Consider the following 24,999-nt stretch of genomic DNA (forward strand, 5'->3'; position numbering starts at 1 on the left):
AACTTCGGGCGAAGACTCAAGACCCTGAACGGCCTCACGCCTTACGAATACATCTGCAAAATATGGACTTCAGAGCCAGAAAGATTCATCATCAACCCACGGGACTAAACACCTAGGGATCTTCTGAGTGTCATCCGCGCCGCGCCCGAACGTCATAGTTTGTACCGAGACCGACAGAAAGAGATGACTGATAAGTCGCTCGGCGATCGTTCTCCGGGGGCAGCGCGTCGTGGCGCAAATGTTATCCGAGGTCTCTTGAACCGCTAATGGCGGCGTTTAGTCCAGTCGTACAGAAGGCCGTACGAAACCCTCCACCCAATCCGAATAACAAGAAATCAGACCGCGATAGAGGCCAAAAATTTCGACTTGATGCTTTCTGTAGAGCATCAGGTGTCCAAGCCTCGCGGACAAACCATGAGACACGCCGCCACCCCAAACGGTGCCTCCGGGTAGCGCTGCCCAGCCGTTGTATTTCCCCAAGGCGACAATGGCGCCCTTGTTATGAAAGATACAGGCTGGAACCTTCTGGCCCTTTTCGATCCAGGCGGGCAGGTAACGTGCGAGATGCCGAGCCTGCTGTCTGGCAACCTGCGCGGTTGCGGGAAGGGGATCGTTCTCGATGAATGAGCAATCTCCCATGGCAAAGATCCTGTCATCTGCGATTGAAGACAGGTTTGGATTGACCAGGATCTGCCCAGTTTTATTCAGAGCAAGACCGCCGTAAGTTGTCGTAACTTCGGGAGCTTTTACACCTGCAGCCCAGACCCGAAGTTTTGCCGAGACTTGGGACCCGTCTTTCAGGACGAAACCTGTTGAGTTTGCCCCCGCGACACGTGCTGATGTTCGAACCGTCACCCCAATCCGTTCCAGTTCCTGTTGGGCGGCTGCGGACACTGATTCCGGAAAGGCTGGAAGAATACGTGGCCCTGACTGGAGGAGAGTCACACGCAGTTTCGGTGGCGGTTTGCCAAAAGCATGGAGGTTATAAGGCCCGACTATTTCAAGTGCTTTGTGCAATTCTGCGGCGAGTTGGGTGCCCGTTGCGCCGCCGCCAACAATTGCAATATCTAGTTCCGAATTGTTCGCGAATGATCGCAGAAGCTCCATTCGAAATTTTTCATTGAAAGCATTTGCTTCGACTAGGTTATCAATGGAAAGACAGTGTTCCTTGACGCCTGGTGTGCCGAAATCATTGGCGCAACTGCCAATAGCAATGACTATGGTGTCATACTTAATGGTTCGGCTTTCCAATACCACCGTCCCATCGGAAGCATGAAGAGGGCTGAGGACAACTTCATGCTTTTCTCGATCAAGTGATACAACTTCTCCCGGCCAGAACTCGAAATGATGACCGCTGGCCTGAGTGATGAAATTGATACGATCGTTTTCGTTTCCCACCGTGCCTGACGCAAAGCAGTGGAGCATTGGCTTCCAAACATGGGAAAAGCTTTTGTCGATCAGCGTGATGCGTGCTTTTCCCGGTTTTCCCATGGCTTTTCCAAGCCGCGTCGCTAGAGCCAGGCCTGCAACGCCACCACCAACAATCAGAATTTCAGATTTAGACGCCATTGATTTTCTCGCCCCCCTTTATAGGAGTCAGGCACAAGGAAGTGATACAGAACATTTCCGGGGAGAGTAGAAGCCGGATGAACTGGCCACGAACGTTGTGGTGGACATTAGAATTTTTTGAAATTCTAGAAAGTAATATTCTGGTGATTTCATATTTATGGCGCGAGGCTTATTTCGGATACACAATTATTTACTTTGATTAAATCGAAATACAAACCTATTTTTTTGATAAAATATATGTGAAGTTAGAATATATATTTCTATTATTTGTGATTATTTTTGTGCAAATTCATCGTGGGTGATTGTTTTATCGATAAAAGACAGCATTCTTTTCCGTCTTTGACTGTGCAAAGGGTTGCCTGTCTTTCCTTCCAAAGGAAACATGTCGCGAGAATGATTTCCCGGATTCAAAAATCATGCATCTTCGTTTTTCTACAGGCAGTGCTCTCATGATGAAGCGAGGAGGATCACCATATTTAGTCGAGCAAACGACTGACGAAAAACGATGGACGCATCGTTTTCTAAGTCATTCACGAGCTTCAAAATTGTGGTGTGTGTGAACCCAAATAGGGCTTTGAGAGGGGCTTTAATCCGCCCTCGATTAAGTTTTTCGCCTAAACAATCTCGGCGTCGTTAATGCAGGATGAAAATCTATTGACAGAGATTTAATTCCTATATCGTAATAAGAATACAAAAAATCTTTCGGGGAGCAGTGAAGAGATGACGTCGAACGAGAGACTTTGCCCCCAATTATGACTGAGAAATCTTCCTTCTTAATCATCCCCGACTGTATCGATGAGCCTGACGCATTGATGCAGTTATGACGTCTTCGGATCACCCCCGAGACCCAGTCTCATGACGTTTTATGTGAACCGCGAAAATCTCTCCTAACCGATCAGGATAACAGTTTGTGAAAAAACGCCTCCAGCACGCTCTCGCACTTTCTGGGTTCTTGCTCAGTAGTGTCTGCGCATTTTCCTTGTCTCAAGCGCATGCGCAATCCCAGGAGGCATTGTCTTCCAGCCCGGTTTTGCTGCCTGTTCCCGCCCACGTGAGTTTGAGCGGTCGATCCGTTCCCTTTCAAGGCGTGAAGATCGTTTGGGACGGAAAAGCCACAGCTCTTGAGCAGCGAGCCGTCGCCCGGTTTCTCGGCCGACTGGAAAAATTACAGGGCGGTTCAGGTAACGACGAACCCAAAACCGTCCTGCATATTCGAGCCGGGAAAGACCCTTCTTATCTGACGGTAAATGAACGGGAAGGATACAGTCTGTCCGTAAAGGGGCAGAATATTCAACTTGAGGCAGGTGGACCGGCCGGCGTGATCCACGGCCTAGCTACTCTTCTGCAGCTTGTGCAGCCAGGTCCGTCAGGTCGCCAGATTGCTGAGGGCGATATTCAGGATGCCCCGCGGTTTTCCTGGCGTGGCCTCATGATTGATGTCTCCCGACATTTCATGTCTGTCGAAACTATGGAGCGCCAGCTTGATGCGATGGAACTCACAAAGCTCAACGTTCTACACTGGCATCTGAGTGATGGAACCGGCTTCCGGATCCAGAGCCTTCGTTACCCGAAGCTTCAGGATGTTGGCGCACATCACCAATATTATACGCAATCCCAAGTGCGGAGCATTGTTCAATATGCTGCCGATCGTGGGATCAGGGTGGTTCCAGAGATCGATATTCCAGGCCATACGCTTTCTCTCTTGCAAGCCTATCCAGAGCTGGCCGCGCAACAACCCGTGCTCGTGACTGATGCCGCGGGCAGAGCATGTACGACGAGTTCAGCGGATGGGCAGACAACGACGAACTGTAGCCGCAGGCCCAATCTGAATAATGCGGCACTGAACCCGGTCAGTCCTCAGGTGATTGATTTTGCAGCAAATCTCTATGCTGAGATCGGAAGGCTTTTTCCGGATCGCTATATCCATTCGGGTGGGGACGAGGTTCAGGATCAGCAGTGGCTGGATAACCCGGCGATCGTCTCTTACATGAAAGCCAATGGCTATAAAGATGTCCCGGCGCTTCAGGCAGCCTTCACGGCCAAGATTGAAAAGGCTTTGGCCGCGCAAGGCAAGATCATGATGGGGTGGGACGAAGTTAGCGAAGCGCCCATTCCGAAAGATGTTGTGGTTGAAGTCTGGCGAAACGCGAAATGGACTGGATCTGCCACGAAGGCTGGCCATCCGGTAGTTGTGTCTGCCGGATACTATCTGGATCTTCTGTACTCCTCAGCCAACCACTATGCCGTTGATCCGGATGCGACGCGCCCGGCTAATATAAGCGCTGAAGATGCCGAGCGGCTGCGTCATCAAACGCTGGATCGCCTAGAACGTGCTTTTGCTCCAGATCCGGATATGGCTCCTCTGGACGAAGCCCAACGCAAGCTGGTTCTAGGCGGGGAAGCGCCGTTGTGGGCGGAAATTGTATCTGATGAGATGCTGGATGCACGGCTATGGCCGCGTTCGGCAGCGATTGCTGAACGCTTTTGGTCGCCGGAAACAGTTCAGGATGTTGACGATCTGTATCGTAGGCTTCCTGTTGTCATGAATGAACTCGAGAGTACGGGCCTTCTCGCGCGCGAGCATACGGATCGGATGATTGCAGAGCTCACGCCGAGCAACATTACTCCACTTACGGTGCTAACGTCCGTAACCGTGCCGGTACAGAACTACGCGTTGAACCATTTGGCAGGCCCCACAGGGGATGCGATGCTCAAAAGTCCAGCCTCTATTGCTTCACCGGATAGCTTCAGCGCGATAGAATTCAACGCTCTGGCGAAGCGCTATGCCGCAGGGGACAAGAGTGCCGCCGCTCAGCTTCGAGCTTCCTTGAGTGTCTGGGCAGCTAATGATGCAGCTTATACACAAGTTGCGACGACGCCACAGCTCCAGTTGGCTGAGCCTGTCTCCAAGCAGCTCTCTCAATTGGCACAGATCGGGCTGGAGGCAATGGAACCTGGAGCTCATAATCGTGCCTGGCACAAAAAGGCTCAGCAGTTGCTGGCGGAACAGGATTTGACGTTGATCGACCCGACAAGCTTTGCAGGAAAGGAACGCGTTATTCCGCCGAGCGGTTTGCTGATTGCTATCGTCCCAGGAATTCACGCACTGGTTCAAAGCGCAAGGTAAGGTTTACTATTTCCGGCGCAACGGGGTTCTTACCCGGCGCCGGATTAAGTCTTCTGTTTCTATTATGGTCGAGAACCTGATGAAAATTGACGGGGTAGAGAATAAAAATTTTGCCCCGCTACGCCTTATAGACAATCCGTCAAAGCCATCAGTTCAGGATCGTGCTTCATTTGCCAATCGATGGCTTCGCGCGCGACTAACGCGGATGCTGCGTCTTCATCTAAAATGACCAGGCAGGATGGATGGTATTGCAATGCTGATCCCGGCACAGCTGCAGTAACGGGCCCTTCAATCATCTGTGCTGCAATTTGCGCTTTAGCTGGGCCAGTGACGACCATGAGAGCCATATGTGACTCAAGGATGGTTGCTGTTCCCATCGTGATGGCCCGAGAGGGAACGCTGTCTGGGTCCCCCCCAAACATCTCCGCGTTCTGCTCAAGTGTGGTCTGAGCAAGAGTGATGGCGCGTGTTCGGCAGTTCAGTGAAGAAAGTGGTTCATTAAACCCGATATGCCCATTTTGGCCCAACCCGAGAAGTTGAAGGTCGATACCTCCAGCCTGAGCAATAGCGGCTTCGTAATTTTTGGCTTCTGCGTCTACGTCACTTGCCGCACCATTAGGAACGTGCGTGCTGTTCGACGAAACATTAACTTTCGAAAACAAATGCTCCTGCATGTAATAATGGTAAGACTGCTCGTTCTCAGCATCTAGCCCAATATATTCATCCAGATTGAATGTTGTTACGGACGAAAAATTCAAATTGCTTTTACGGTGTTCCGTAACAAGAAGCTTATAGATTGCTTCCATTGTGCGCCCGGTTGCGAGCCCAAGGACGGATGCAGGTTTCTTCACTATCTGACGCTTCAAAACATGGGCGGAGACAGTTCGAGCGGATGCCGCATCCGGGCAAATCAAGATTTTCATGCCTCGGGAGCTCCTGCAGGCGTTTTAACAAGGTTAGCGAGCGTTGGTTGAGTTTTTATCAGGATAACAGTCATCCAAAGCCCGATGAAGAGGTAGGATGGGATTACTAGTCCCATAAAGGCCGAAGTTGTTCCAAGCTCCGGGATCAGATGAACAAAGATCTGAGGGAGCACAGCGCCTCCGGAAAAGGCCATGACAAGGAAGGCTGTTGCCTTTGCGCCGTCAGCACCGGCTGCCGCGAGTACAATGGGGAAGAGGGCGGGAAGGATCATGGCATTGGTGAAGCCCAGTAATGCTACACACAACACGGGTGCGATCCCATGTGTTGTTAGCGATATCAGGCAGATGAGGACCCCAACAATGCAAGACACAATCATGTAGCGTTCCTGGTTAATAAACCGGGGAACCACGACCATGCCAACAACATATCCTGCCATCATTGATGCGAGCGTCATGGCCGTCAGGTACTTGGTTACATCGAGAGAAAGGCCATAAGAACGCCCAAAAAGCCCAATCGCATCCCCTGCCAAAACCTCGATACCCACGTAGAGGAACATGGCAAGTACCCCAGTGGCTAGTCTCAGAGAATTCCTGCGGCGCCCTAGACTTTGTGCCGGAATGTCTTGCTCCATTGTAATTTCAGGGAGAGAGGATAGCGCAACAAGAAACGCCAGCAGCCCGAGCAGGCCAGCCATCACGCGGTACGGCGTGTGTACGGCATTGGTAAAGCCGGTAAGTATAGCGTCGCGTTCCGGTCCGGCAGGTGTGTTATGGATGCTGGCTGCAACGTCTCCGACGTGCGGCATGACGATAATTGCGAACAGGGCAGGGGCTACAATGCCTGCAAACTTGTTCGCCACCCCCATAATGGCAATTCGCTGAGCCGCACGGTCGTGATCGCCAAGGAAGCTGACATAGGGATTGATCGTGATCTGAAGGAGGGAGAGGCCTGCGCCAATCACAGTCAATCCGCTGAGCGCCCCTGCATACCAACGTGCGTTAACACACTCCCCGAACAGGCCGGTGCCAAGAGCCATAATGGCCAGCGATACAACCAGGCCATGTCGCAAGCCAATCCGCTTGGATAGCAAGGTCGCGGGAAGGGAAAAGACAAAATATGCAAGATAAAAACACACGGGAACAAGAAAGGACGCCACGTCACTAAGGTTGAAGGCAACCTGCACAAAAGTGATAAGAGGCCCATTCAGCCAGGTAACAAACCCTATGCTGAAAAAAAGGGCGGCCATGATAAGGACAGGCCGCCATCCATAAGCCCCGGCAGGGCTCGATATGGGAAACTTAAACAAAAGATCGCCCTCTCAATAGGCTGCTGACCAGTATTGATGTGATCAGCAGCCTGTCGTGGGAATTAGAAGCCTGTGGAAAGCGAGACCATCGCCGCGAACACGCCACCGACATAATAAACTGGTGCGCTGGCACTTGCGGTCGCACCTGTGGATGTCAGATGGGCCTTGGCGTTGGAGGTGTAGCTCGAACCGGATAGATAATGGTTGTCGCCAAGATTGGTGAGGTTCAACTGAATCTGTGGGTGCTTGATACGCCCATAAGAGTTCATACGGTAACCAAGTGCGATGTTTGACGTAATGTACGACGGCATCTTCTGGTCGTTCATGAATGTCGTGTACTGGGAGTCCACATATCGGAGATCAAAGTTGCCGAAGAAGTGCCCGTCATCATAATTCAGGCCGACTGCAACAGTGAACTTCGGGGCGCCGACCGCAATCTTGCCGGCCGTCGGCAGGAGACCGCTGCCTGTGTTGAAGTCATTATCAAACGTTGAGTGCAGGAACTGACCAGACACATAGGGGCTGAAGTGGTGCCAGCGCGCCAGTCCAAATTCGGCCTGAACACCACGAGACGTCTGGCCACCAATATTGATCGGGGACGCAACCATCATGTTCGTACCCGGGATGTAGCCCGTTGATGTAACCTGATGGTTCGTGATGTTGATGTTAAACAGTGACATCGCAAAGTTGTAGAGTTTGTCCTGATGACGATAGCCAATTTCTTCGCTGATCGAGTATTCAGGTTTCAGGCTCTGCGGCTGCATCACAGCATGGGCGGAATTCGGATCGAAAATCTGGGAATAGGCTTCAACAGATTCTGGCGCACGGAAAGACGTGGTGCCGTTGATATAGATCTGATCCTGCTTGGTGATCTGATAGCTGGCAGAGAACTGCGGCAGCGGCTCGAAATAGTTGCCCTGCATCTTGTAAGGGTCAGCGCCTGGGATCAGGTTGGTACCCTGACGTGACACCATGGCAACCCGGAAGCCTGCGCTAAGCGTCAGTTTGTCGTTCAGGAGCTTCTGGGTGTCAGCAATAAACAGTGTGTTGACCTGCTGCATGAAATTCAGGTCGTAACCGGACAAGATCTTGCCATTCAGTCGGATTACGCCACCTGAGAGTCCCACACCGTTTGCGTTAACAGGCGTGAAATCTGAAAGCTCTTCATGCGTTGTATACGCGTACCACCAACCGAACGAAAACGTGTTGCTTCTGCTGATGTTCCAGTCTGCAGAAGTATTGAGGCCGCCAGTCTTTTGATTCCACGGGTCACGGCTGGACGTCAGGATGTTGCCATTAACAACCGTTCCACGGTCTAGATTGCCGTATTGTTGTGTTCCGTAATATCCGCCACTCGCAGGAATATTCTCGCCACCAAGAGAGGGGCCGAACTGGTGCACATAGTACGGTGTTACCTGGAGGTGCAGGTGATCTGAGAGTGTGAAGTGCATCGGCACGACGACGAGCTGCTGATTCAGGTTCTGCTGGTTCAGCTTGTAATAAGAGGCATTGCCCGGAGAGAACGTCGGGGAATAGGCAAAGCCAACGCCGTATTGCTTCCACTGCGCCATCGTTGGCGAACGCCATGATGTTGCCTGCTGACGGTTATAGGAGAACATTGCAGAGATGCTGTTCCCGTCGCCCCATTCTTTTACGAACTTTGAATCGACGTGATAACGGAATAGGCCGCCTGGTCCACGAGCACCGTTATTATAACTGGTGTGAGAGAACGACACGAACCCACGGATGCCCGAGTTTCCAATATTGCCTGTTTCGAGTCGAAGAAATTCTTTGTTAAAGCTGTGCGTACCACCAGCAACGTCGATAAAGCCACCAGCCTTCCTGGAAGGATTAAGGGCTGACGCCGTGATCTGGCCACCAACGGCATTGTAAAACGGAGCATTTAGGTCAGGCGAGCCCTGAGAAACCGTAACAGCCCCAAGGTTCTCTGTATCAATCAGCGTACTGGTATAAGGCGCGTAGTTAATCGGATCGGCGAGAGGGGCGCCTTCGAACAGATAACCGATCTGCGTCTCATTCAGTCCGCGCATCTGGATATGATCGCCAGTCATGCCATAAGGATCCTGACTCGAGACTGTAACGCCAGGAAGATCCGCAACCAGTGACGTAATATTGGAAGACGGAGACTGCTTGGCGATGAAATCACGCGTGACACCACTCTGGGATCGTGGAGCCGTCTGATGCGGCATAAGACCGCCGCCAGGGGTACGGTTCGTAACGCCCGTTGCTGACAGAGAATGGGTTGTAACGGAAATCTCTTCGACCGACGGGGTGAATTGCCCCAGAACAGAGGGGCCTGGGCTTGAAGAGTTGGAATGTCGCAACGTGGCAGAAGCCTTGGTGGTTGAGGAGCCTTTGGATGAGGCGGGGGCAGCTTTGTTATCCTGTGCGTTAGCACTCACGCTCACGAGGCTGGCCATCGTGACACAGGAAACCAAAAGCTGACGGAATGTTATGCGCATTGTGACAACTCCACTCTACGGCCCGTCTCAGCGCCGATATTTCGTTTCTTTATGGCAATCATCATGCAGGGCCATGTTTTAGTGCGCAATAGGTCTCAAAGAAGCGAAACTTAATTCATAATGCGAACAAAGCAATTTTCGATCTGCATTCAAAACTGTTGCTAAAAAAGCACGAATTTTGGTGGTTTCTTTTATCTGGGGTGGGGTCAAACGTCGTCTTGGCCAAAAATAAAATATCGCGCGGCCAAACTCGCTGCCCCTCTCGCAAAGCTATCTGGTTCAAAATCGCGGAAGTGGATCATGGTTCGAGCGCCAACGCGGTTCAGAATGTGGGATTCTGCTTCGTGGAGAAGTGCATGCCCGTAAACCCCGTTTCTCAATGCTGTGTCGAGCATGACCACAACGTGGCTTGGATCCAGCATCTGGATGAGTTGCGCCGTCGCGATACCCATGGCCGATCCTGCGCGATGCAGAATTGTCAGTGCTTCAGGGTTGCCGCTTGTAGCCAAAGTTGTGAGCTCCTGGGCGCTGGTTGGAAGCCCAATCTTTCGCGCCGAATTGGAGATGGCGAGCAGGGAAGCAACTGTCTCCAGGCATCCTTTGTTACCGCAGCGGCAGGGAAGAGCATCGGAGTTTTCCAGCGTTACCGGGGCATGTGAGATTTCTCCGGCTCCTCCCGAGTTGCCCCAGAGTAGTTTTCCGTTGACGATATGCGCGCAGCCGATGCCGTGACTGACGAAAACCATGCTGAAATCAGGGCTCCCTCTGAGAGGCCCAAAGAGTTCCTCACCGAGGATCAGCGCCTTGGCATCGTTTTCAACCCATGTCGGTAGCCCGGTCTTCTCTGCCATGGCCGTGCCGATGTTGACGTTCCGCCAGCCCAGGGCAGTGCAAGCGACGCAGGTATGTCTGTCTCGAGAGACGAACCCGGGAAGCGCAATTCCAATCCCGGAAAGCTTGTCTCCTGCTTCTCCCATGGTCTGCCGTAGTTGCTCAGTTGCTCTGGCAAGGGCACTGATGCACTCATCTGGATCTGTAGGGCGAGGCAGCTCTACACGTGCATGTACTGTGCCGTGTAGGTCGGTCAGCACGAGCACCATCGGATCGTCCTGCATGGAAATGCCTATGAACCAGGCAGCATCCGCTCTGACGGCCAAGGAGACAGATGGCCGACCTACTCCGAAAACGAGTTCGCGTTCGGAAAGGATGTCTTTGTCGAGGAGATCTCGGACCAATCCGGAAATAGTTGCTTTGCTGAGCCCCAGGAATTGAGCCAGCTCGGTTCGACTTTTTGAGCCTTCACGACTGAGAGTGCTGAGGATCTGGTAGTGGCCAGCTGAAAGCATTGGTTTTCCTGCTCGTCTCGCAGGAGACGCTAGGTGTGAGATAATTTTTTATCTAAATTATAAACCGTAGAATTACATCAACATATTTACAAAGAACGTCTCGCTCTTTAACCGGATAACGAACGTGGTGAATCTGCCTCACTAAAATCGCTTCGCCGACGAGACTGCTACTGCACGTTTCAGACGGGGCTGCCTCATTCTTAAGCGGACGCATATATGATTCTCTGTGCAGACATAGGTGGTTCATTCATCGATTTTGCCGCTGTGAGGCCAGGGGGTAAACTAGAGTGTAGAACCGCGGTGCCGACGCCAGTTAATGACCTGACCGCGTTTGTAGACGCTCTCGTCGAACTGTGTCGGCCATGGCCGGGAGTTCCCCTGCATATCGCTATTGCAGGCGTTGAAAATCCTGAAACTGGCATTGTTCACGCTGCCAATATTCCCTGCCTTAAGCACGCGTCTCTAGGGGAGTTTTTACAAGCCAAGGCCAATAGGCGAGTTTTGATTGCCAATGATGCAGATTGTTTTGCCCTTGCGGAAGCAAGATTTGGTGTCGCGAAGGGGCATCAAAACGTATTCGGCATTATTTTGGGAACGGGTATCGGTGGCGGCCATATACTCAGCGGGAAAATCGTAACTGGTCTGGGCGGAATCACAGGTGAATGGGGGCATTCTCCTACTGTGCTGCCTCCGCCATTCATGAATTGTGAGCCTGATCATTCAAATATTGTTCCACTCTTTAAGTGCGGATGTGGGCAGGTAGGGTGCTTGGACACAATAGCAGGAGCGCGGGCGCTTGAGCGCCTGCACCTCTGGGCTGGAGGAGACGTTTCCGATAGCCGCAGCATTCTGACCGCGTGGGAAGGAAGAGACCTTCAAGCTGAAAAGACGATGGCGGTTTATCTGTCTTACGTTTCTGCTGCTCTCGCGCATGTCGTTAACATTACGGGATGCACGATCATTCCGGTGGGAGGCGGCTTAGGCAACTCCAAGAGCCTGATAGCGGCGATTGATCGTGCTGTGAGAGAGAAAATTCTTTACCCGACTGAAGCGCCACTTCTTATTCAGGCAACACTCGGGACGGAAGCCGGATTGCTGGGGGCAGCTTGCCTCACTGACGTGTAGGCAAACGCGCATTACTTATAAGGGCTTGTCTCTCGTATTGGAGGAATCTCATCATGGTTCATTCTCGCCTGATTATGCGCGGCGGCAGACCAGTTGAGTTTTTGGTAAAGACAAAAGACACGATTGCGCGCCCAAGCCACTAAACCCAGTTAGACCCGCCCTGACTTTCAGCTCATTGTGTCCGCAAAATTGCAGTGACGTGCCTTATGGCAAACGATTGCACACAGTCCGTTCCTTCTTCATAATGAACTTCATCTCAAGTGAGTCTATTCCGATCCTCAGCTTTAGAGAGCGGCAACAGAAAGAGCCTGTATGAAAACCGGGACTGATCTGATCACGTTTTATAATCCCGAGTTCTGGGGGGTAAATTCCGAAGACGACATCGCACGTCTCGCAGAAAAAGACCCTTTCGTCTTCTGGACAAAAATTCTGGATACTCAGGCAGGAACGGGTGTAAGCGGGATAGAGCTGACATTTCCTCCATTTGACTGGAAAAGTGCGACGAAAGCCTTTGGTTCCAAAGAGAATCTGGTACAGGAACTGAAAAATAGAGACCTTTCTATATGGTCCAGCTTTTTCGCAGACCTCGACCGTATTCCACTGTCCGAGCACCGCGCTGCAGAAAAGCAAATTCTCACATCGGTTGCCGAAGCAGCAGCATTCCTCTCTTCCGTTGGCGGAAAAGTGCTGGTTGTCGGCCTTCCTTGCCGTACGACATGGCTTTCTGAGCCGGTTCAGTTTGTCGATATGGCGCTTGCCCTGCCTATGGCGGATCTGTTGAATCGTATGGGGGCTGTGACTGCTCGTGCAGGCGTAGCTCTCGCATTGCACACCGAAGCAAATTCCGTCTTCTGCGCTCCACGGGACGTGGATCTGTTTATGCTTCTAACTGACCCACGCTATGTTTCTCTCTGTCTGGATCCTGCGCACATTACCATCGAGGGTGGAGATCCGGTTAAACTCCTGGAGCGACATCTTGAGCGTGTGGTGGCAATGCATTGGAAAGATGCGTCAGGTTTGATGCCGATCTTAGTTGAAATCGATGAGACCATTTATGCCCAGCATCGACCGTATTTCCGTCCGATAGGACAGGGAAGCGTCAATTTTGCGGAGTTGGCCACTCGATTAAAAAAATCTCCCCTAAAATGTGGCCCAATTCTGGAAATGGATTCCTGCGCTAATCCTGAAGAAGCTCTGAAAGGCGGCGTTCAATTTATCAACACGATTTATGACAGCCTTGAAGGGGCGTCTGCATGACCCGCACCGCGTACGATGTGATCGTTGTGGGATCCGGTGCAGCCGGAAGTTTCGCTGCAAAAGAGCTCGCCGAACAGGGTTTATCGGTGTTGGTTTTGGAGGCTGGCCAGCGGCTTAGGCAATCTGATGTGGAGCCACGTTCTGGTCGAAACTGGTCTCATACAGCCCTTTTTCCTCGTGTGAAGGCAACGCTCTTGGGGCAGCCTATTCAGGCCCGCGTCGCATTTTTCAAAGAGCAACTCCGGCATCTTTTCGTCAATGATTGGGCACATGGCTACACGACACCGAAAGACAGGCCGTTTCTCTGGATCCGCGGCAGGCAGACAGGGGGGCGATTACATGTCTTTGGGCGCGTTCTATTTCGTTGGTCCGATACAGACTTCAAAGGGCGAAGTCTTGGAACAGGACCTGAAGACTGGCCATTGTCCTACGCTGACATTGCGCCGTTCTACGAGAAAGTCGAGCGTTTCCTTGGAATTTGCGGGAATGATGACGGTGTAGAGACCGCGCCCGACGGAATCATGGCAGAGCCTGCGACCCTGACGCCGGAAGAAAAAGGATTTCGAGCTGCTCTGAAGGCGCAGTGGGCAGATCGACACACAGTGGCTTGGCGGTTCAACCGTTACAAAAGCTCTCCTTTGCCTGCTGGCTTAGAAGCAGCTCTAGCGAGTGGCCGCACGACACTTCAGTCTGAAGCGATTGTAGAAAGGATTGAAAGCGATTCAGACAGCGGAAGAGCGACAGGCGTAACATTTGTCCATCGCCGCACTCGCAAACGGCACACGATCTCCGCAAAAGCCGTCGTTGTTTGCGCATCCCCCATTGAAAGTGTCCGGCTGCTTCTGAATTCCCGTAGTGCAAGACATCCTTCCGGGCTCGGAAACAGTTCAGGCGTCCTGGGTCGATATTTTATGGATCAATGCGCCAGCCTGATGTTCGGGCGCTGGCCTGCGATCGCGCGTGAAGGGCAGCCGGAAACTCTTCCAGAACATCCGTTATTTGGCGCGACCGGGGGAATGTATGTGCCTCGATATGAAAATAGCGCCAATCATCACGATGCCTCTTTCACCGGTGGCTATACCTATCAGGGGTCGATTGGGCGTTATGCTGGACCAGATGCACAGGGATATCTGCCTGTCACCATGATGTGCTTCGGTGAAATGCTTCCTTATGAAGACAATCGGATTACGCTGAATTATTCCAGAAAGGATCGATGGGGTATTCCTCTCCCTCACATCAGTTGCGGCATCCATTCCAACGAGCGGGCGATGTTAAAGCGCCAAATCCAGGATAGTGCTGATATGATCGAAAGTGGCGGAGGATTGGTTGATTTCTGGGCTTCTCCCTTAGGTTTGGGGCAGAAAGGCGCTGGAATGTACCCCGCCCAGGTTTGGCCAATCCGGTGGTTCATGCGTAAAATGTTTCCGAAAAGTCTCGTAGTTGGGGCCGCCATACATGAAAGTGGTGGCGCAAGAATGGGAAGCGACCCAGCGACTTCATATCTGAATCCGTATGGGCAATGCTGGGAAGTCCCCAACCTGTATGTCACGGATGCATCCAGCTTCCCGACAGGCGGATCACTCGGCACCACGTTAACAGTTATGGCGCTCAGTATTCGGGCGTGTGAGCATCTTGCTACAGAATTAAAAGCGGGGCGCCTCTAAAACAGAGTTCTGCAACACATTCAGAGTTTCTTTCTGCCATTGGAGAGTCGTAATGACAGGCCAGCTAAACGAGATCTCTCGTCGTGAAAAAGTGGCCTATGGTTGTGGAGACCTGTCTTCCAATCTGATGTGGGGTCTGACGTCCGCATATCTGATGTTTTACTACACCGATATCTACGGTATTCCGGCAGCCTCTGTTGCCTGGATCCTACTCATTGCACGCGTGTTCGATGCATTCTGCGATCCAGCAATCGGCTGGGTGGTGGATCGAAAAGGTGGACTCTTTATTCGGCCGTTGATCCGGAATTTGGCAATTCCGCTCGGTATTGCTGATTTTTTTTGTTTCCTGCCGTTACCGCTTTCGCCCACGGGAAAAATACTATGGGCAGGGGGAACGTATATTATATTCGGCGCCGTATATTCCTGTATCAACACGCCTTATGGGGCACTCGCTCCCATGATGACCAAGTCAGCGCGCGAACGGGTTGATCTGAATTCGTTCAGAATGATGGGCTGTCAGGTAGGGCAGTTCTGTATTGCCGCGTTAACCATTCCCGCCATTACGTGGCTGGGCGGGGGGAGCAGCATAGCTCATCGGCAGCGGGGAATTACGATATTCGTCCTGCTACTTTCCTGCGTAGGTATTGTTCTATGGCGGATGGTATCCACAAATTGTGTCGCGCGTTATCCGACAACTCCTGCGCGCCATGACATCCGTAAAACCTTGAGATTACTGTTTAAAAACAGACTCTGGCTCATTTGCAACACTATCGTATTTCAACAGTTTATTGTCATTGCCGCACTCTATGGGTTTGCAATTTACTATGTGAAATGTGTGCTCGGTGGAACTGATGCCTTGGGCGGAGCGATCCTGACGCTTGCAAGTGTCTGCAGCTTTACAGGAGCATCATTCTGTCCAATAAGCTCGCGCCGTTTTGGGATCATGAAGACAGCTTTTGCGGCAACAGCAGTCCAAGGTATAGCTTATGCAACTATGCTCGTTTGCGGAGCATGGTTGCCGGGATTTTTGATAGCTTTTGTGGCGTTGGCTTTAGGGCAGGGGCTGATGTCCCCCATATCGTATGTTTTCCTTGCAGCCGCAATTGATAATGGCCGTGCGGTTGACGGGACCGGTGCCGCAGGTCTGGCGTATTCGATCAATACATTGATTTCAAAAGTGTCTATGGGCGTCACTGGCTTCGTTCTGGCACTCTGCCTGTCCTATGGTCATTATGACGCTACATCTCTGGTGCTAAACCAGAGCACCGCTGCTTGGGTCACCGCGGGATTTGTTATTCTACCTCTGGTGTCCGTCATCATACAGTATGTCCTTTTATTGCTCTGGAAATCAGTTCGAGGAACGGAGAAGGAGCTTCTTGTTACTTCTCTTTGATCATGTCTTCACGGCAAAAAACAAAGTTTGTGTCAGAAGCTACGAATTTTCCGTCAGTCGTGACTGATGGCATATGTATGAAATAATCAGATAGTAATGCAGTGAAGATGCGAAAATTTAATTCTGCATCTTCACTGCTACTGGGATAGGCCTTCTGATACTGAGCCCCGCCGCAACTTAACCAGCGGAAGACGTAGGTTTTGGGCCTTTCAAATCTGACCGACGGCTGAAAAAGAACGCATAGAGGGACGGGAGGACCAGAAGCGTGAGCAGCGTTGACGACACCAGTCCACCAATCACGACAGTTGCCAGCGGCCGTTCTACTTCGGCTCCGGCACTTCCGGAAAATGCCATGGGAAAAAAGCCCAGGCTCGCCACGGACGCGGTTGCGATAACGGGGCGCAACCGAACCCGCGCGGCCTCGAACGCTGCTTGAGCGGCCTCCATGCCTTCGTCCCGATATGTTCTGATCTGGGACACCAGGACCACACCATTGAGGATGGCAACGCCAAACAGGGCAATGAAACCAATACCGGCTGCAATACTGAAAGGCATACCTCGTATGGCGAGCGCCAGAATACCGCCCGTTGCGGCCACAGGAAGGTTTACGAAGACCAAAGCTGCCGTACCCAAAGAAGAAAGTGCGGCCACCAAAAGGATAAAAATAAGGGCAAGCGCGATTGGCACGACGATAGCGAGCCGTCGGCTGGCAGATTCAAGGTTCCGGAACTGACCCGCCCAAGACATCCGGTATCCCGGGGGCAGGACAACCTGCTTTTCAACTGCTGTCTGTGCGGCCTTTACAAAGCTCGCGACATCGCGCCCGCGGACGTTAGCCTGTACAATGATACGTCTGCGCAGACTGTCACGATCTATGCGGGACGTCCCATCAACGAGGGAAATATGGGCAACTTCGTTGAGCAGAACCCAGCCGGCTCCATCTGCGCGTCGTACCTGGAGCCTGCCCACGCGATCCATGGATTTTACAGCGTCACTCGCAAACTGGACCTGAGCCGGAATAATGGCGTTTTCCAGAGTAATGAACGTGCCTGTATGGCCGCCAATGGCCTCTATGGTTTGAAGAATGTCCGAGACATTCACACCGAGGCGAGCCGCTGAATCCCGATCTACGTCCACATGCATGTAGGACATCGTGCCCTCACTGGCGGAGTTCACATCTGCTGCACCTGGGACGCTGTTGATTGCCTTGATCGTTGTATTGGCCAGCCGTGACAGTGTCTCCAGGTCATCTCCGTAGATTGAAATTGCGAGCTGTGTTCTAACGCCGGAAAGGAGGTCGTCCATTCGCATCTGGATAGGCTGCGTCCAGGAGTAATCTGCGTCTGGCAGGCGCTCATTCAGGGCGGCGCTCATCTTTTTGACAAGCCCAGCTTCAGTCCCGGCCGTTGTCCATTCCGATCTGGGCTTGAGAAACACGAACGTATCTGTTTCAGCGGTACCCATAGGATCTGTGGGAATGGCCGAGGTTCCCGTGTTGCTGACCACAGTCGCAACGTCAGGGAAGCTCTTCAAAATACGCTCTTCCTCAGTCACGCCCCGTAAAACTGTATCCAGCGAGGCGCTCGGAAGCCGTAGCGATGTGACGAGAAGAGACCCTTCATCAAGCTGGGGAACAAATTCACCGCCAAGGCGTGATGCAACAAGTACCGCTATGGCGAACGTAGTGAGTGTAATGCCAGTCAGGAGTTTCGCGTGGTGTTCGCTCCAGGCAAGTGCGGGTTCGTAGTAGCGGCGTACAAATCGCACAAAGCGCGTTTCCCGATCGACCAGACCAAACCGCATGACCAATGCCGCAAGTGTCGGGATGCAGATAACGCAGTAAAGCAGGGATGCAACCAGCGCCATAATAACCGTCTGGGCCATTGGCCTGAACATCTTCCCCTCAATTCCCTGAAGGGTGAGGATGGGAAGATAGACGATAATGATGATGAAAATTGCAAAGCTGACAGGGCGGATAACGCTCAGAAGTGCATGATGAGCGAGTGTTTTGAAATCGTTCTTGTTGGTAGCTTTGTCTCGGGTGGCCAGAAGATGCTCCACGACGACGAGCGAACTGTCGACGATCATCCCGAAATCTATGGCCCCGAGGCTCAACAGATTGGCAGAGACGCCAAACCACCGCATACCCGCCATGGCGAAGATCAGGGCTGCCGGGATAACAGACGCAATGACAAAGGCAGCTCGCCAGTCGCCCAGGACAACAATCAGAACGCCAATCACCAGAATAGCGCCGATCACCAGGTTTTCCTTGACCGTTCCGATTGTTTCAGAGGTCAGGCTGGCGCGCGTATAAAATGGGTCAAGCTTGATGCCGGGGGGAAGGGACTGCCGAATTTCTGGAAGGGCTGCATTGATGGCGTCCAGAGTGGCATTTGAGCTGGCCCCATTTTGCATCAGCACGACGCCATTGACGATCTCGCCCTTACCGTCACGCGTCACGGCACCCAGCCGCGTACGTGAGCCGAGAGCAACTTTCCCCATATCGCGGATCCGAATGACGTGCCCGCGAGGGCCCATCTTAACGGGTATCAGGCCGAATGCGTCGAGGCCCGTCACCCGAGCACGAGCGACGATCACCTGCTGCTCATCATGATGAGCAATCCAGCCTCCGCCGGATGATGCATTATTGGTTTCGATAGCCTGATCGATGTCCCGGATGGATACGCCGTATGCAACCATTCTGGACGGGTCGAGCGTCAGCTCGAAGGTTTCTTCCGCGCCACCATTGACATTGACGTCAACAACGCCCGGAACGAGCTTTAGCTGGGGCACAACGGTCCACGTCATGATCCGATTCAGATCAGTGAGGGAATAGCCCGCTCCCATGATCTGAATTTGCATGATCTCGCCCATACCGGTGGCGAGAGGGCCCATCGTGATGGATATTCCGGGAACCGAGATCGTATCCCGCGCCTGTTGCAGACGCTGACTGACCCGTGTTCGATCCAGATCAATGTCTGTTGCATCCGAGAACTGCAGATAGACAGCAGACACACCCGTACGAGACACAGACCGAAGGTCAGTGACCCCAGGTATCCCCGTGAGGTTTGTCTCAAGCGGGAAGGTGATAAGTTTTTCAACTTCTTCCGTTGCGAGACCCGGTGCCGTGACAGAAACCATGACCTGACGAGGAGAGATGTCTGGCACTGGTTCCACAGGCAAACCGGGAATAGTGAGAAGACCACCGACCAGCAGTGCGGCGACAAGGCCGAACAGGAGAAAGGTATTTTTCTGAATGAACGCCAGCATATTTCAGTCGCCGCTCGAAGCTGAAAAAATGGCCGCGCTTTTGAGAGCAAAGCTACCGCTACTTACGACTTTACTGTCGGGAGGCAGATCGCTCTGTACGACTGCTTCGTCGTCGGTTGAGAGCAGTATGTGCACGTCATGAGGCTGGAAGAGGGTGCCCCCAGAAGGGGTGTAGACCACGTCGTGGCCATTGAACTGCTGTATGGCGGTGGCCGGTACAATAATTCCCTTTGCGGCTTGGGCAGTCTCGAGTGTCGCATCAAGCATTGTGCCGGGTCTGAGATTAACGGCAGGTCTATCAAACGTACCAATAACTCGAAGCAACCCTGTGTCAGCATCCGCCACATCGTTAATAGTGCTGATCTTCGCAAAGACGGGCGGTTGTTTCATATGACCTGACGGTCGAACGGAAAAGCGTCCACCAATAACGAGATCCTGCGCATCCTCTGGTCGAATGCTCGCAACGATCCAGACTGATGAGAGGTCTGTTACATTTGCGACAACATCGCCGCTTGTAACATCATCAGCAACGGCAACACCGACGTTCTGAACGACGCCATCTACGGGGGAAATCAGTCGGGAGTCTTCACCATGCCCGATCGTCTCTGTTGCAGAGGTGAATTCTTCTTCAAGACGATGCTTGATGGTCTCACTATCAGCGCGCTTTGCAGCCAATGTGGCCTGTGCCTGCTGGAGCATAGCCAGACGGCGGAGGACTTCCCCGGATGAGACTGTTGTGCCGCTCAGGGAGCGCCCTCGTTGATAAGCTTTTTCAGCCTCTGAGACCGCCGCCCGGGCTGAACTTAATGCCGCATTGGTCTGCCCCTGTTCGAGATAGAGTTCATGCAGGGAATGATCAGTGTATGTCATCAGCACTTGCCCTTTCCGGACGCGTGCGCCTGGCGTGACCAGAACTTCAGTAACCTTGCCACTTCCTGCAGGTCTGATCATCACCGAATGCGTTGAATTGGCCATGACACTGGCCATTGCGGGTAGAAGGGCGTGAAGTTCGCCGTATCTGACGGGCGAGACGGAGATGCTTTCACCTTGCTGCGCTAAGGCGCTCATATGGACAGGCTTGAGCCACGAAGGAGTTTCCGCCTGACAAGGCACGGACATGATGCCGAACATACAAAGCGGCAAAAAGCGTATGGTTTTCAAGGCAGTGTCCCTGTGGAAATACAGATACGCACGATGGCGCTATGCCAGGCAACCTCGGCCTGATTCAAGGTTAGGAGAGCGCGCCACGCATCCGTTCTGGCGCGTAGTGCTTCAATGAGTGGTGTCTCACCAAGGCGCCATGAATGTTCCATGGCATCTGCACGCTTCATGGTCTGGGATGCACTTGTCTGCGATTGCAGCAGCATTTCATGAGCCGCTTTCACCCGCGCCATGACCTGAACAAGTTCCGTATGAACGGCACGGCGTGCCTGAACTTCAGCACGCGTTGCTGCGGCGAGACGGTCCCGAGCAGCAGAGAGAAGAGGCGTATGTGTAACATCGCTGGGAAGAGGGACGCGCACATTCACGCCAACCTGTGTCGCCCACGGGCTGCCGTATTGCCCCTCATCAATTGCATCGATCCCTATTTCAGGATTGGGCATGAAACTGGACCGGGCCAGATGCATGTCTTCCTCAGCGGCCACGACAGCGCGGTGAGCTGACTGTATACGGGGATCAAGGTTTTCCAGAGCCTGAAGATTGCCCGTCGGGATCCGGGCAAGCCACGGCGCCTGTGCAGACAGAATATCAGGAAGACCTGGAATGCCCAGCAGAGACAGTAACTCGGCGCGGGTCCGGGTTTGATTTTCTTCCGCTTCAGCGAGCTCAGAGCGAATATCCGCGAGCTGAGCATTAACTGCTTGCATCTCAACGCCGGTCGTTTCGCCTTGCGCCTTTGACTGGGATGTCAACGACGCAATATGTTCCATCGACCGCACGAGCATATGCGCGGCTATGACGCGACGATCAGCTAAAATGGCCGCACCACTCTGTTCCAGCACGCGTACAGCAATTGCCATGCGCTCCACTTCAACGCGAGCAAGAGCGGCTTTGGCATCCGCCTGAGCAAGGTGCTCGGTTGCACTTCCCTGGCCAGGAAGCCAAAGCGGCACTGACACGCCCCCTTGCCACGTGATGTATCCCAGATTTGTCCCAGACGCCCGATCATCGCTGTAGCTTGCCGTCAGGATGGGGCCTCCCGCAAACCAGGACTTGGCTGCTGCTGCGCGAGCATCGGCAGATTGAGCATTGATAGCCAGCTCCTGGCGGACCGGATCGTTGTCCCAGGCAGCGCCCAGAGCCGTATGAAGCGGAATAACTGTGTCGTCTGCACTGAGGGCAAGCGTTGGAAACCAGCCGACTGAAAGCAGGCAGGCGAGTGCCATCCTGCGCGGCACCACGAAGCAGAGATGTGCTGGAAACCGCACCTGTCTCGTTCCTTAAAAGTATTTTACAAGGAAAGAAAATTCCTGAATAGCGTCCTCACGGCTCATCTTGCCATCGGCGACGGCATCAACGATGCATCGTTCAAGATGATCCTGCACGAGCAGGCGCTTGGCACCACGGATGGTGCTTTCGATAGCCGCAAGCTGTTGAGCAAGCTCAGAGCAGGAGCGACCTTCCTCCATCATCTCTATAACTTTGGCGATATGGCCGTGAGCCTGCTTGAGGCGAGGTTTGATGAAAGTGTGTGTTTCGTGTGCCATGTCTATTCCCTACCCTGAGGGGGAGGGGGTGGTAAAGTCCAACTTTCGCTTGTGGGCACAAAATTTATTAAGCGTGGCTCTCCATGTTCTTGCCGCCTCTATGCTTGAAGAGAGCTATCCAAAAACATAGGTAAGCCGTTGTTTTATCGACTTTCCGTTGGGAGTTAGGGGCCACGCAGCAGGTAAGCATACACAAGGATGGAGCCAAGTATGATCAGGGCAGATCATCTTTAGGTGCCCAAAATCTCGCTCTTGTGAAGGCCGCTATAGCTTTGCGTCAGATTGGTTTTTATTCGACGCTCGGCTTGGAGTGGGGTAGACGGTCTCCGTCTTGCCCCAACACAATTCAGAAGCCGACTGAGACACCGCCAAAGAGGCCGAAACCATCTCCCGGCTGCATGACCGACAACTGCTTACCCCCCGCAATGTATCCAGGCACTACGATGGAAGCATAATGTTTGTTGGTCAGATTGTTGAATGACAGGAATACCTGACGATGCTTTCCAGGCCATTCATAGCCAACATTGGCATTATAGATATGATAGGACGGCGCGAAATAGGTATCGTCATAAGAGCCGGAAACCTTTGACGAAACCTGTGCATTGAACCCCGCATAGAAACCATTTTTCAGATCGAGGCGGACTTCCCCCTGATAAAAATGCGCTGGAATTCCCGGAAGTTTGTTGCGCCCGAACACAGCATCATTTTTGAAATGAAAATCCTGGTAGGTATAGGACTGTCGCAGACCTAATGTTCCGCCGGACCATTTATACAGGTCTGTCTCCAATGAAGCTTCTACCCCCTGATGCACAGTTGGAGAGGCGTTTGAGTAGGTCGCATTTCCGTAAAGCTGTGACAGCGGAGTCATAACTGACAGAAGTTCGTTCCTGACGGAGGAATAGTAGTACGTCAGGCTCCATTTATTGTGTAGCCAGTCACCTGTCGTGCCGATTTCGTATGTTGTTGCCGTCTGATTTTCGAGACTGGCCCCCGTTGCTGTCAAACCTGCGGCAGGTCCGGTCGTGTAGTTGGCACCAGACAGAAGCTGCCAGTCATTAGGTGGCTGAAAACTGCGGCTGACGTTTCCATACACAGAGACATGCGGACTGATGACATACCGAAACCCTCCGCGCGGGGTAAAGCCCACGGCCGAGGTGCTGAGAGAGCTTTGCGTTGGATACGTCACGGCCGTAGAGCGCTGTACGAAATCCAGTGCTCCAGCGGCTGTTAGCCAGAAATTATGAAAGAGTTCGAAGTTATCTCTGATATGGAAATAGTTGTCCGTTCCGCCGTAGGTGGCATGTCGGAGCTTTGTTCCAAGAGGAATCCCGGCATACGTGCCCGTATATGTTCGTGTACGGGTGGTTTGCCAGGCATCCAGGTCACTATAGGTGTCAATCCCGAACAATGCGTCGTTGCTATGTCCCCACAGCTTGTCTTTGCGGCTGTAGCGGATCACGCCAGCGATCGTCTTGTATCCCCAAACGCCAGCGGTCGTACCGTTTTCAATATCAATCGGAGCATCCTGATAATCAATTCCCAACTCAAGCTTGGAATGATCGTCAATCCGGATGGTGGTCATGTTTCCATACCATTTTGAGCCCGGCTGAATGCGTTTGGAATGCAGCGCAACGTAAGTTGATTGTGCCTGTTTTGGATTATCAATGATCTGATCGCGTGTCAGGAAGCCCGGATAGCCGTTTTGCGTCTGCCGATACCGGAAGAAGAACCGTGTGGAGACCTTGTCATTGAAGCGGTATCCATAGTTTGCGTTAACACCAAAACTGCTTGCCGCAGTCTGCTGCTGGTATCCGCCTCGATAGGATTTGGTGATACTGACATAGTAGTCAGACTTCCCGATCACTTTTCCTGAGCTGATCTGTTGCTTGTTATAGTTGAAGCTTCCGGCTTCTGCCCGAACCTGGAATACGTCTGCATCGTAACCCGTAGGGGTAACGTAGTTGATGGCGCCCCCTAATTGCAGGCCTCCATAATCGAATGCATTGGCTCCACGGAGTACTTCGGTATAACGCACCCCAAGTGCCTCAAAGAGTTCGTATGGCGTACCGGCAGGGGTCGTGACAGGTAGTCCATCGAACATCATCAGGATGCCTGAGCGAAAATAGTTCGTACCCGTTTGAATCCCTGATCCACGGATAGAGAGGCGCAATCCATCACCGCCGCCCGAACTCTGCGCAAAAACGCCAGGCTGGAACGCAAGAACGTCAGCATTTGTGAAGTTCCGACCTTTCAGAACCTCATGCGCGTCAATCACACTAACCCCGCCAGGAATAGTGCTCAACGCTGCCTTCGATTGGTCCACAACAGAACGCCGCCGAGTAGAAACCTTGATTGTCTCACTGCTCGGAGCAACAAAGGGTTTAGAAGGAGGGAGCGTATCAGGAGACTGCGCCCCATTTACGGTAGAGGACTTCGCCGGTTTTTTACTTAAAGCGCCTGTACGATGATGGTTCGTGTGGATTTTGTGCTCCGCAGCCTCGCTTACAAGCGGTGTCATAACAACCGCACTTAACAGGACGGAAGACAGTCGTGCGCGAGACACACCGAGGCGAAAACCTGTGTGAAAATACACCCGATTTTTCATGCTCTTCATTTTCAAGCTCATTCTGAGGCGAAGTTTTGCCTCATGTTTATTGATGCTTTAGCTCGCTTGGGAGCTCTGTATTTTATGTGTGAAGACTACGATCGCACCTGTATTGACGATTTATGTGCCTCTCCATTCTCGCGTTGTTTAACGCAAGATACAGATACACAACGTCTTTACCTGTAATGCGCCTGACGCGACTTCACAACAAGGCTTAATGCC

At 52.6% G+C, this 24,999-nt stretch carries 15 protein-coding genes and 1 pseudogene; 6 read left to right on the top strand and 10 right to left on the bottom strand.

Annotation, left to right across the window (positions count from 1 at the left end):
* Positions 1-108, top strand: a pseudogene (locus HK24_RS13520) (IS481 family transposase); the annotation flags it as partial.
* Positions 109-276: 168 nt separating this feature from the next.
* Here HK24_RS13520 and HK24_RS12750 read toward each other — a convergent pair.
* Positions 277-1,569 (bottom strand): NAD(P)/FAD-dependent oxidoreductase, encoded by a 1,293-nt coding sequence (locus HK24_RS12750; protein ID WP_046901819.1) that lies wholly within the window; start codon positions 1,567-1,569, stop codon positions 277-279.
* Between the two features lie 910 nt (positions 1,570-2,479).
* Between HK24_RS12750 and HK24_RS12755 the strand changes: the two genes are divergently transcribed.
* Positions 2,480-4,696, top strand: a complete 2,217-nt coding sequence (locus tag HK24_RS12755; protein WP_086634778.1) for a beta-N-acetylhexosaminidase — start codon at positions 2,480-2,482, stop codon at positions 4,694-4,696.
* A gap of 125 nt (positions 4,697-4,821) precedes the next feature.
* Here HK24_RS12755 and nagB read toward each other — a convergent pair whose 3' ends face one another.
* The 4 genes from nagB to HK24_RS12775 form a co-directional block, all read right to left on the bottom strand.
* Complete coding sequence (nagB, locus tag HK24_RS12760; RefSeq protein WP_086634779.1) at positions 4,822-5,619, bottom strand: glucosamine-6-phosphate deaminase; 798 nt, start codon at positions 5,617-5,619, stop codon at positions 4,822-4,824.
* Positions 5,616-6,866, bottom strand: coding sequence for a glucose/galactose MFS transporter (gene gluP, locus HK24_RS12765; RefSeq protein WP_086634780.1), 1,251 nt, complete (start codon positions 6,864-6,866; stop codon positions 5,616-5,618). Before gluP ends, nagB begins: the two co-directional genes overlap by 4 nt.
* Positions 6,867-6,988: 122 nt before the next feature.
* The gene (locus tag HK24_RS12770; protein ID WP_086634781.1) at positions 6,989-9,409 is read right to left on the bottom strand and encodes a TonB-dependent receptor; all 2,421 of its coding nucleotides are present in this window, start codon (positions 9,407-9,409) and stop codon (positions 6,989-6,991) included.
* Positions 9,410-9,615: 206 nt separating this feature from the next.
* Positions 9,616-10,755 (bottom strand): ROK family transcriptional regulator, encoded by a 1,140-nt coding sequence (locus HK24_RS12775; protein ID WP_086634782.1) that lies wholly within the window; start codon positions 10,753-10,755, stop codon positions 9,616-9,618.
* 216 nt (positions 10,756-10,971) lie between these two features.
* On the opposite strand from HK24_RS12775, the gene HK24_RS12780 reads away from it, so the two are divergent.
* The 4 genes from HK24_RS12780 (at position 10,972) to HK24_RS12795 (ending at position 16,194) form a co-directional block, all read left to right on the top strand.
* Complete coding sequence (locus HK24_RS12780; RefSeq protein WP_086634783.1) at positions 10,972-11,880, top strand: ROK family protein; 909 nt, start codon at positions 10,972-10,974, stop codon at positions 11,878-11,880.
* Positions 11,881-12,192: 312 nt separating this feature from the next.
* Complete coding sequence (locus HK24_RS12785; protein WP_086634784.1) at positions 12,193-13,137, top strand: sugar phosphate isomerase/epimerase; 945 nt, start codon at positions 12,193-12,195, stop codon at positions 13,135-13,137.
* The gene (locus HK24_RS14010) at positions 13,134-14,801 is read left to right on the top strand and encodes an FAD-dependent oxidoreductase (protein WP_086634785.1); all 1,668 of its coding nucleotides are present in this window, start codon (positions 13,134-13,136) and stop codon (positions 14,799-14,801) included. The genes HK24_RS12785 and HK24_RS14010 overlap by 4 nt, the downstream gene beginning before the upstream one ends.
* Before the next feature lie 52 nt (positions 14,802-14,853).
* Complete coding sequence (locus tag HK24_RS12795; protein WP_086634786.1) at positions 14,854-16,194, top strand: MFS transporter; 1,341 nt, start codon at positions 14,854-14,856, stop codon at positions 16,192-16,194.
* A gap of 177 nt (positions 16,195-16,371) precedes the next feature.
* Here the strand turns inward: HK24_RS12795 and HK24_RS12800 are convergent, their stop codons facing one another.
* From HK24_RS12800 to HK24_RS12820, 5 genes are all read right to left on the bottom strand, one after another.
* The gene (locus HK24_RS12800) at positions 16,372-19,464 is read right to left on the bottom strand and encodes an efflux RND transporter permease subunit (protein ID WP_086634787.1); all 3,093 of its coding nucleotides are present in this window, start codon (positions 19,462-19,464) and stop codon (positions 16,372-16,374) included.
* A 3-nt stretch (positions 19,465-19,467) separates the two neighbouring features.
* A complete protein-coding gene (locus tag HK24_RS12805; RefSeq protein ID WP_233126265.1) occupies positions 19,468-20,625 on the bottom strand; it encodes an efflux RND transporter periplasmic adaptor subunit in 1,158 nt (385 codons plus the stop codon).
* Entirely contained in the window at positions 20,622-21,893 is a 1,272-nt protein-coding gene (locus HK24_RS12810; protein WP_233126266.1) for a TolC family protein, read from the bottom strand. The genes HK24_RS12805 and HK24_RS12810 overlap by 4 nt, the downstream gene beginning before the upstream one ends.
* Before the next feature lie 12 nt (positions 21,894-21,905).
* Positions 21,906-22,172 carry a metal-sensing transcriptional repressor gene (locus HK24_RS12815; RefSeq protein WP_064275554.1) on the bottom strand — a complete coding sequence of 89 codons (267 nt, stop codon included), beginning with the start codon at positions 22,170-22,172 and terminating at the stop codon, positions 21,906-21,908.
* A 346-nt stretch (positions 22,173-22,518) separates the two neighbouring features.
* The gene (locus HK24_RS12820; RefSeq protein WP_233126267.1) at positions 22,519-24,786 is read right to left on the bottom strand and encodes a TonB-dependent receptor domain-containing protein; all 2,268 of its coding nucleotides are present in this window, start codon (positions 24,784-24,786) and stop codon (positions 22,519-22,521) included.
* Positions 24,787-24,999 lie beyond the last annotated feature (213 nt).

Source organism: Gluconobacter sp. DsW_058 (assembly GCF_002153615.1).
Taxonomy (GTDB): domain Bacteria; phylum Pseudomonadota; class Alphaproteobacteria; order Acetobacterales; family Acetobacteraceae; genus Gluconobacter; species Gluconobacter cerinus.